Source organism: Microcystis sp. M090S1 (assembly GCF_020246295.1).
Classification (GTDB): domain Bacteria; phylum Cyanobacteriota; class Cyanobacteriia; order Cyanobacteriales; family Microcystaceae; genus Microcystis; species Microcystis aeruginosa.
This window is the reverse complement of record NZ_JADBTF010000052.1, coordinates 1-9,135: the sequence shown is the minus strand read 5'-3', so window position 1 is coordinate 9,135 and position 9,135 is coordinate 1. Positions and strand designations below refer to the sequence as shown.

Here is a 9,135-nt window from a genome sequence, read left to right as displayed (position 1 = left end):
TTGGGTCAGTTTGGCTTTGAGAATCCACTAAACTTTTGATGTTTTCCAAGAGAAAAGGTAAATGTTCTTCTGCTTTTTTCCGCCCCTTAGCTGAATGATTATCAACACAAATAATACCTCTTTTTAGTTCTTTAATTCCTTTACGAATAGTAGTTCGATTCCAGCCTAACTCCTGTGCAGCAAGGGTTTGTCCCCCATAGCCTAATTCTAAGACTGTTTGGGCCATGAATCTTCTTTTAGCTGCACCTTTTAATTGAAGTGCAGTTTCACTGAGCAATTTCTTGAGGGAATCAGTTAATTCCATATACACTTACAAAGAAAAACTTGATTAATAATGTACAGGATTAATTCTACTACAAAATTGGAAGGAGGAGGCAACCATCGACCCCTACCTCCTACACTCCGAGAATGATTATTATTCTTGAGCATGAATAGTTTATTTTTTGGAAGTCCCTTAATAACCCCAAGAGAGCCGAAAAAAAGCGAACTTCTCTGGGGAGAAATTCGCCTTAATTTCCAGAAATTCTGAATTTATTAATTAGGCACGAGCTTCGAGACGACCGTAGAAAATGCCGCGAATTTTCACTTCTTCAGCATCTTTTGCCCCTAAATCTGTATCAGAAGGCTGCTCACTTTCAAAAACACCAGCAAACTCGCCGGTAGAAGCGTCAACTTTAGTTACCTGTAAAGACATAGTACCTTTACCCAGTTCCGTTGCTTTGACGTTAGCGCGCTGGAAATCTTGACTATCAGCACTAGCGGGTAAAGCGACAGCGTTATCATAACCCGTCACCACACCCCGACCTTTGGGATCTAAGAAACCAGCACCACGATAGGAGGGAACTTTAAAGTCGCCTTCAAAATCCGTGGAACTGTTAATCGAGTTAAAGCCGGCTTCGGTTTTGCCGGTGAAACCTTTGATGGTAAAGAACAAGGGAACTCTTTCACCTCCGGGTAATTGTACGGTAACGGGTTGGAAATCGATACCGTCTTCTTCCTTGAGGGTTAAAACACCGTCTTCGCCTACGGTTAAACTCGCTGTCATCTGTTCTAAACTGGTGGTATCTCTGGTTAGGAGTTTACCCGGTATAAAGGTGGCTGCTTCCCGCTTATTAACGGGTTCACCCTTGACAAAATATTCTTGGGGTTCCAAGCATAAATCTGTCACCACATAACTTTCGCCGCGTTCTAAGGGGAGAGTACCCCGGGTGAACTCGGAAATCTGCGGACATTTGTTAGCTAATCCCGTGTTTAAAATTTCATCATAGGTTAGCTCGTTTCTATTCAGGACGGCACTAGGCGCGTCGCTACAAGCTGTCAACACCCCTAAGCACAAGGCTAAAAAGGCAACTAACAAGGCACGAAATCTCATCTATGTCAACCTCTCTTTGTCAATCTTTACAATTACTACCCTTGATCCATAGCCTGATGAATTATCGAATCGGTCGGGCCAATTCACCGAAACTCAGTTTATCAAAGATCAGTGACCATTGAGAAGATGGGAGACAGGGGACGGCAGGCAGGAGATAGGAGTCAGGAGATAGGAGTCAGGAGATAGGAGTCAGGAGATAGGAGTCAGGAGACGGGAGGCAGCCGGCAAGAGGCAGGAGGCAGGAGGCAGGAGGCAAAAGGCAGCTTTGTTCTCCCCACTTCCCCACTTCCCCACTTCCCCACTTCCCCACTTCCCCACACCCTCTTTCAAGTCAGGAGGCTCTCAGTAACTGATAGCTGATGACTGATATGATTGGTGTGACTGTTTTCAAATAGGAACATGAATAGCCGATTGCCGGGAGATAACAGCCAATTAGATAGCCAACTAGATTCCCTTGTAACGACGGTGACAGCGATCGCCCAAGAACAGCAGGGAGATTGTAACGGTTTGTTAATGTTGCTGCGAACTTTAGAAAATTTACATCGGCAGATTCGCGAGCAGATGTTCGAGCCATCTTTACCCAATACCCGTAAGGACTTATACGGATTACTCCGGGATATCGAGGAAACCGGGGGATGGCCCTATATAGAACGGATGAAGTTACAAATGTTAATGGAAAAATTATTAGCCAGTGAAGTCGGCGCGCTCGATTCGGCGGCAAAAACCGATGATCGAGAAAAATGAGTTTCCAGAGGTTACGGAGCGGGTTACAGTATTGGGAAAATGGATATTTTAGGGGTAGTTCGTAAATCATGACCACCGTGAACCCGATTAAATTTGGAACCGATGGCTGGCGCGGGATTATCGCCGCCGATTTTACTTTCGATCGAGTCGCTCTGCTCGCTCCCTTGGCGGCTCAGGTTTTAGCGGATAATTATGGTCAGATCACAGGTTCGCGGACGATGATCGTCGGCTATGATCGGCGGTTTATGGCGGAGGATTTTGCTCAAACTGCGGCGGAATCGCTTCAAAAAGCCGGTTTTGATGTGCTTCTCTCCCAATCCTACGCTCCGACTCCCGCTTTTAGTTGGGCAGCTCGATCAGAAAATGCTCTCGGTGCGATCGTGTTAACCGCCAGTCATAACCCAGCCAAATATCTCGGTTTGAAGGTTAAAGGTTATTTTGGTGGTTCTGTCTCGCCGGAAATTACCCAACAAATTGAAGCTTTATTGTCTAATCCGCCGCAATTTAACGCAGCTGCGGGGAAATTAAGCACTTTTGAGCCATGGTCAAGTTATTGTCAGGGTTTACGCCAAAAAGTTAATATTGCCGCTATTGCCAACGCGATCAAATCGGGACAACTAAAAGTTTATTCCGATGTCATGCACGGTGCGGCGGCTACCGGTTTAGAGCGTCTTTTGGGGGTGGGGATCACGGAATTACGCGGCAATCGCGATCCTTTGTTCGGTGGCGGCTCTCCAGAACCTTTACCGAGAAATTTGAGAGAAATCATCGATAAACTGGCTCACAGCGCAAATTTAGCCCCTTTGCGAGTAGGTTTGGTCTTCGATGGGGATAGCGATCGAGTAGCGGCGATCGATGGTCGGGGGAATTTTTTAAGCACCCAAAATCTCATCCCGATTTTAATCGAGCATTTAGCCGGCAAAAAGGGAATGAGAGGGGAAATTGTCAAAACGGTGAGCGGTTCCGATTTAATCCCCAAATTAGCCAGTTTATACGGTTTATCGGTCTTTGAAACCCCGATCGGTTATAAGTATATCGCCGATCGAATGTTGACCACTCCTGTGTTAATTGGTGGGGAAGAGTCGGGAGGTGTCGGTTATGGTACTCACATTCCCGAACGGGATGCTTTATTATCAGCTTTATACGTTTTGGAAGCGGTGGTAGAATCGGGCCAAGATTTAAGCGATCTTTACGCGCAATTACAGGATAAAACCGGGTTTCATTCTAAGTATGATCGCATTGATTTACCCTTAGCTAATATGGAAGCTCGCGATCAGTTAATTACTGCTTTGGATCAGGAACCCTTAAGGGAAATTGCCAGTAAACAAGTGACTGATTGTAATACTATGGACGGTTATAAATTCCGTTTAGAAGATGGCAGTTGGTTGTTAATTCGCTTTAGTGGCACAGAACCGGTTTTGCGTCTCTACTGTGAATCTTCAACCCTCGATCGAGTTGATGAAATTCTCGCATGGGCAAAATCTTGGGCTACCTATATCTAATAGAAAACGGGTTTCTTGAAGAAACCCGTTTTCTATTTTCAAAAAATTAAGATAAAACGGGGATGAACTAGGAAATTTTCAGCCCGCGAATCGCATAATCTAATAATTCGATGGGATGAATAACGGGTGTATCTTTTCCCTGTAATTGTAGATGTTTTTTAATTTGTAGGGAACAACCCGGATTAGGAGAAGCAATCACCGCAGCCCCAGTATTTAATAAATTGCGTACTTTCTGCTGACCTAATTCATCGGCAGTATCTGGCTGTAGCATATTATAAACTCCGGCACTGCCACAACACAAGGCCGCATCGATAGGTTCTTTTAAGTTAATATTGGGGATTTTTTGCAATAATTGCCGTGGTTGCACGGAGATTTTTTGTCCGTGTAAAAGATGACAGGCATCTTGATAAACTAGGGTTAATTCTGTCTCGGTAATCGGGGATAAATCAGCAGTTAAACCCACTGCGGCTAAAAATTCTTGGGCATCGCGTACTTTAGCCACAAACTCCTTAGCCTTATCTTTATATTCAGGATCGTCGGCTAAAATATGATGATATTCCTTGAGAGTATGACCACAACCCGCCGCATTGATAATAATATAATCAACCTCGGTTTCTGCGAAACTATCGATCATTTGTCTGGCTAAACTTTGTGCTTGTTTTTCCTGTCCTTGATGTGCGGGTAAAGCGGCACAACAACCCTGGGTTTTTGGGATAACCACTTCGCAACCATTGGCAGTTAAAACCCGCACTGTTGCTTCATTTACCGGCGAGAAAAAGAGGCGCTGCACACAACCTAAAACTACTCCCACTCGATAGCGTTTTTCAGTTTGGGAGGGAATAACATCGGCATAGTTTTTAAACAAAGAGGACAGGGTAATTTTGGGTAAAATTGATTCCATCGCCGCTAGACGGGGAAAGAGCATTTTTAAGATACCCGATTTCCTGACTAGGGTTTGTAATCCCAGGGTTTGATATAACCAGAGGAAGGGTAAAAATAATTTGAGACGGAGGGGATAGGGAAAGAGATTAAAAATGAGAAAACGAATAATTTTATCTTTAAAACTGCGGGGTTGATTGCGTTCCACTTGCGGACGAACTGCGGCGATTAATTGATCGTATTGTACTCCCGATGGACAAGTACTAACACAGGCTAAACAACCTAAACAAGTATCAAAATGTTGGCTAGTGGTTTCGTCTAAAACTGCTTCCCCTTTATTGATGGCATTCATCAGATAAATTCTGCCCCGGGGGGAGTCCATTTCTTTGCCAATCACTCGATAACTGGGACAGGTAGATAGACAAAAACCACAGTGAACACAACTATCGATTAATTCTTGGGCAGGGGGATTCTTGGGGTCAAATCCTTGATTTTTTTGGTCGATTAATTCTTGAAAGTTAACGGAATGTTCGGAGGTTTGCATGATTTTAAATTAGATTTTGTTAAGAAAGCGTTCAGGACTAAAAATACCGTGAGGATCGAATTTAGTTTTTAGGGTTTTCATCATGGTAATCGCGTTACCTGTATAGCCCCAAGGTTCAATTTTTTCTTTTAGCGATGACGGCGCAGTTAACACCGTTAAATAACCCTGATTGGCACTGCATAAAGAGCGAATTTTGTCAAGATTTTCCTCCGATTTTAAGATAACTTTACCCACCCCACTACTAATATTAATCGAGGCTAGTCCGTTAATTTGGTCGATAACTAGAGCTAAACTGCTGGGTAATAATCCTATTTTGCCGAAAAAATTGCCCTCTTGGCCGGAATTATCGATTGTTTTTCGGTATCTTTGCCATAGAGAAATTTCTTCCTCATCCCGATAATAATTAGTCTGACAGTCTAACTGTTGCCCCAAATAACTCACCTGTTGCGATTGTTCGCTAATACTTTCGGGAATGCTTTGAAAACGCAGCAGTAAAGCGACTTTTTCCCCTAATCCTAGTGCTTGCGTCATCCCTGGGTTTAAACATTCAGCCACGGTGGGAGTTAAGGCCGATTGCCGAATAACTTGACTTAATTTACTAATATTTTCGCTATTTCCTCTAATTATCAGGGTTTCTGAGTTAGCAGTTTGGGGATACAGTCGTAGGGTAATCTGATCGATAATCCCTAAAGTGCCGTAGGAACCCGTAAATAGCTTCATCATGTCGTATCCCGCCACATTCTTGACCACACGCCCTCCAGCTTTAGCAATCTCGCCATCGTGACGGATAAAGGAGAATCCTAGGATCAGATCCCGGACACCACCGTATCTTTGCCGCCATGTTCCCGCGTCGGCTGTGGCTATAATACCGCCAATCGTGGCATTATCGGCGTAACTGGGATCAAGAGGAAGAAATTGACCGCTAGGAGCTAAAAAAGCCTGTAAATCCGCTAGTTTAAGCCCAGCTTGCACGGTTATAGTTAAATCTCCCCTAGCATGGTCAATAATCCGGTTGAGATTTTGGGTACTGACTAAAATATCGGGCGACTCGACTAACCCACCCCAATCTAATTTACTGCCTTGACCGTAGGCCAGTAAAGACAGACGATTTTCGTTGCTAAAACGCACCAGAGAGGATAAAGCGGCCGTATTAGCGGGATAAACTATAATTTCAGGACTTTTGCCCCTAATTGCCCTTGATAATCTTTCTTGTTCCTCTTTTGGCACTTGTTGCCAGGTAATAACTGTCGTGTCGGGGGGTAAAATAGAAGTTATCTGAACAGCGATCGCAGTCATATTTTACAAAAGAATTGAGGAGTGAGGACTTACCGTCCGATAATGGCGAAGAATGGGGGTAATGCCGGGGCTAATCAGTAATTTTCAGCCTCTATTAATCAGATTACCTTAGTTTGGCTCTCCATCTCCGATGTCAGGCAATTCTAGCAATACTGAGGCACAAAGAAGTCAGCTTAATAACTAACTGCTAAATTAGCCATACACTCGTGTCATAATGTTAGATTACCTCGATCAGTAAGCCAAGAAGTAATGAGTGTAGATTGGACGAATAGCCGCGCCAAGCGATTAAGTGCCTTACCCCCCTACGTTTTCGCCCGCTTGGATGAATTAAAAGCCTTAGCCCGCAAAGAAGGACTAGATTTAATCGATTTAGGTATGGGCAACCCGGACGGTCCTGCCCCGCGTCCGGTTATCGAAGCGGCCATTCAAGCTTTTGAAACGCCCCAATTTCACGGTTATCCACCCTTTGAAGGAACCGCCAGTTTCCGAGAGGCGATCGCTAAATGGTATGATCGCTCTTATGGTGTGGAACTCAATCCCGATAACGAAGCTTTACCGCTGCTAGGTTCCAAAGAGGGTCTATCCCACCTGGCCCTAGCTTATGTTAACCCCGGCGATGTGGTCTTGGTTCCCAGTCCCGCCTATCCCGCCCATTTTCGCGGTCCCTTGATTGCTGGGGCGACGCTATACCCGATCATTTTAAAAGCAGAACAGGATTGGCTGATAGATATCGATTCTATCCCCGAAGATGTGGCTAAACAGGCGAAAATCCTCTATTTTAACTATCCCAGTAACCCCACCGCCGCCATTGCCCCCCGAGAATTTTTTGAGAAAATCGTTGCCTGGGCCCAGCACTATGAGATTATGCTCGTCCATGATCTCTGTTATGCTGAATTAAGTTTTGATGGTTATCAGCCCACCAGTTTATTAGAAATTCCGGGGGCAAAAGAGATTAGTGTGGAATTTCATACCCTCTCGAAAACCTATAATATGGCCGGGTGGCGCGTCGGTTTTGTCGTGGGCAATTCCGATATTATTCAAGGGTTACGCACCCTGAAAACCAATCTCGATTATGGCATCTTTTCCGTCATCCAAAAGGCGGCCGAAACCGCCCTACAACTGCCGGATGAATACGTCAAACAAGTACAGGAAAGATACCGGCAGCGACGAGATTTTTTCATCAAAGGTTTGGCGCAATTAGGTTGGGATATTCCCCCCTCTAAGGCGACAATGTATCTCTGGGTCCCCTGTAGCGTCGGTATGACTTCCACGGATTTCGCCCTCAGCGTCCTCCAAAAAACTGGTGTCGTTGTCACTCCGGGCAATGCTTTTGGAGAGGGAGGGGAAGGTTATGTGCGCGTCAGTTTAATCGCCGATATCCCGCGATTAGGGGAAGCTTTACAGCGCCTCGAAGATGCGGGAATTCGCTATCGGTAAGGAGAGTTTTTCCCCTTGATTTACGGGCCAAATCCCTCTAGGCACTGGCTAAAATTGCGATTATGATGGAATTTTATCGCGGTAGCTTGCCACTTCCATGACCTACAGCTTAAGAATTGCCGATATTCCCATCAGTGAAAGACCAAGGGAACGTTTAATCAGTGTCGGGGCGAAAAACCTCAGTAACGCCGAATTATTAGCGATTTTACTAGCTACAGGTCAAGGTAAAGGCAAACTCTCGGCAGTGGGTTTAGGACAGCATATTCTCAACGAATTGAGTAAATATCGCCGGGAGCCTTTGGACGTTTTGAGGGATATTCAGCCCCAAGAATTAACCGCTATTCATGGCATTGGACCGGCTAAGGCCACTACTATTCTAGCGGCGATCGAATTGGGAAAACGGGCTTTTCAACGACGACCGACGGAAAAAATGGTCATCGATAGTCCCGATACCGCTGCCGCTATTCTTGGACACGAACTAATGTATCAGTCTCAGGAACGTTTCGCCGTTATTTTACTCGATGTCAAAAATCAGTTAATCGCACTCAAAGTGATTACTATCGGCACAGCCACAGAAACCCTGGTACATCCGCGAGAAATCTTTCGAGAAGTAGTGAAACAATCAGCTACTAAGTTAATTATCGCCCATAATCACCCCACTGGGTCACTTGCGCCTAGTCAAGACGATATTTTACTCACAGAACAATTATTACAGGGAGCTACCTATCTAGCCATTCCTCTCCTAGATCATTTGATCCTCGGTAATGGCAACTTCCAAAGTCTTCGCCAAATCACGGATCTTTGGGAAAAATATCCCCAAGAAGATTGACAGAAAAGACATTCGATCAAGTAGTTGAATTTTTTAGCCGTTTCAATTGGGCGTTAATTTCTGCAAACATTATGCGATCGCTGTCAAGGATTGGGGAGAAAACCAAAAATTTTGGCCGCTCCTCCTAAAATGGCAACAACCAAAGCTATCAGAATCCCCCGATTGGTAAATTCTTGATCAGCGACCCTTGCAGTTAACCCTTTAATTTCTGCGGTTAGTCGCTCATCTAAAGCTTTAATGTCCCCTCTTAATTCTGATTGTCCTATCTCTAGCTTGTTTAAACGCTCGTTGACATCTCTTTGTAAAAAGTCGATTTTCCCCTCAATCCTTGTCAAGACAGCCTCAAGGGAATAAGTGACCGTTTCGTTAGACATTTTGCTAAACTCCTAATTAATTAGGGCTTGCTGAATAAATGTGAAATGTAGGCAAGGTAAGAGTTTTGTGGCTTTTCTTGCGAAACAGGTGCAAGATTTTGAGATAATCGTGCTTCAAAACCTGGCATCTTGAGCGGCGATTGCGTCCTGTAGGGGCG

Annotated in this window: 8 protein-coding genes and 1 pseudogene; 4 read left to right on the top strand and 5 right to left on the bottom strand. The window is 44.7% G+C overall.

The genetic code is table 11. The annotated features are described in order from the left end of the window. Positions 1-304, bottom strand: a pseudogene (locus IM477_RS02115) (ISAzo13-like element ISMae28 family transposase); the annotation flags it as partial. 234 nt (positions 305-538) lie between these two features. Then, a complete protein-coding gene (locus IM477_RS02110) occupies positions 539-1,372 on the bottom strand; it encodes a photosystem II manganese-stabilizing polypeptide (RefSeq protein ID WP_004162736.1) in 834 nt (277 codons plus the stop codon). 399 nt (positions 1,373-1,771) lie between these two features. On the opposite strand from IM477_RS02110, the gene IM477_RS02105 reads away from it, so the two are divergent. Both IM477_RS02105 and IM477_RS02100 read left to right on the top strand, forming a co-directional pair. Beyond that, the gene (locus tag IM477_RS02105) at positions 1,772-2,116 is read left to right on the top strand and encodes a hypothetical protein (protein ID WP_002761033.1); all 345 of its coding nucleotides are present in this window, start codon (positions 1,772-1,774) and stop codon (positions 2,114-2,116) included. A 68-nt stretch (positions 2,117-2,184) separates the two neighbouring features. Continuing rightward, positions 2,185-3,618: a phosphoglucomutase/phosphomannomutase family protein gene (locus tag IM477_RS02100; protein WP_287730367.1), complete on the top strand. Its 1,434-nt coding sequence runs from the start codon at positions 2,185-2,187 to the stop codon at positions 3,616-3,618. 67 nt (positions 3,619-3,685) lie between these two features. On the opposite strand, the gene IM477_RS02095 is transcribed toward IM477_RS02100, so the two are convergent. Both IM477_RS02095 and IM477_RS02090 read right to left on the bottom strand, forming a co-directional pair. Continuing rightward, a complete protein-coding gene (locus IM477_RS02095; protein WP_002761037.1) occupies positions 3,686-5,041 on the bottom strand; it encodes a (Fe-S)-binding protein in 1,356 nt (451 codons plus the stop codon). A gap of 9 nt (positions 5,042-5,050) precedes the next feature. After that, entirely contained in the window at positions 5,051-6,337 is a 1,287-nt protein-coding gene (locus IM477_RS02090; RefSeq protein WP_287730365.1) for an FAD-binding oxidoreductase, read from the bottom strand. 249 nt (positions 6,338-6,586) lie between these two features. Between IM477_RS02090 and IM477_RS02085 the strand changes: the two genes are divergently transcribed. Together IM477_RS02085 and radC are read left to right on the top strand one after the other, a co-directional pair. Next, the gene (locus IM477_RS02085) at positions 6,587-7,774 is read left to right on the top strand and encodes an aspartate aminotransferase (protein ID WP_287730364.1); all 1,188 of its coding nucleotides are present in this window, start codon (positions 6,587-6,589) and stop codon (positions 7,772-7,774) included. Positions 7,775-7,871: 97 nt separating this feature from the next. Then, complete coding sequence (gene radC, locus IM477_RS02080) at positions 7,872-8,603, top strand: RadC family protein (RefSeq protein WP_287730363.1); 732 nt, start codon at positions 7,872-7,874, stop codon at positions 8,601-8,603. Between the two features lie 83 nt (positions 8,604-8,686). Here the strand turns inward: radC and IM477_RS02075 are convergent, their stop codons facing one another. Then, on the bottom strand, positions 8,687-8,977 hold the full coding sequence (locus IM477_RS02075; RefSeq protein WP_072927055.1) for a DUF4164 family protein: 291 nt from the start codon (positions 8,975-8,977) through the stop codon (positions 8,687-8,689). Between the last annotated feature and the right edge of the window lie 158 nt (positions 8,978-9,135).